The organism is Pseudomonas psychrophila (assembly GCF_001043005.1).
GTDB lineage: Bacteria > Pseudomonadota > Gammaproteobacteria > Pseudomonadales > Pseudomonadaceae > Aquipseudomonas > Aquipseudomonas psychrophila.
In genome coordinates, this window is the sequence record NZ_JYKZ01000123.1 from 1 (window position 1) to 506 (window position 506).

The 506-nt window shown below is 56.5% G+C and carries 1 protein-coding gene; it reads left to right on the plus strand.

What is annotated here, in order from left to right; all coding sequences use genetic code 11:
• On the plus strand, positions 1-376 hold a 376-nt coding region (locus tag TU76_RS24400), incomplete at its 5' end, for an OsmC family protein (RefSeq protein WP_048352725.1).
• Positions 377-506 lie beyond the last annotated feature (130 nt).

The following is a 506-nucleotide window of genomic DNA, read 5'->3' on the forward strand; positions in this document are numbered from 1 at the left end:
CCACAGTGTCATGATCGATGATCACGAAGTGTTTGCTGACCTTCCCACCTCCATGGGCGGCGAAAGCTCTGCGCCTTCTCCCCACGATTACTTCGATGCTGCGCTGGGTGCCTGCAAGGCCTTGACCCTCAGGCTGTACGCGCAGAAGAAGGACATTCCGCTCACCGGGGTGACGGTGGAGGTTAAGCACGATGCCAGTGAAGAGCAGCAAGGCAAGTACGCCCTGCACGTCAAGCTGACGCTCAAAGGGGTATTGACGGATGCACAGCGCGATGAACTGCACCGTGTGGCCGACAAGTGCCCACTGCATAAATTGATGACAACCGCAGATGTCACCATCGAAACCCACCTGTCTGAAGGTGCTTTCAGCCAGTAGGAAAAGAGAGTCCGCTGCCAGCACTGGAGCGTTGGGTTATGCTCAACGCTCCTTCCTTCCAGGAACAGCGTCATGCCACCACTGACCATTATTCGTCCTCGTGCCGAAGAGGTTGAAGGCCAACCCATCT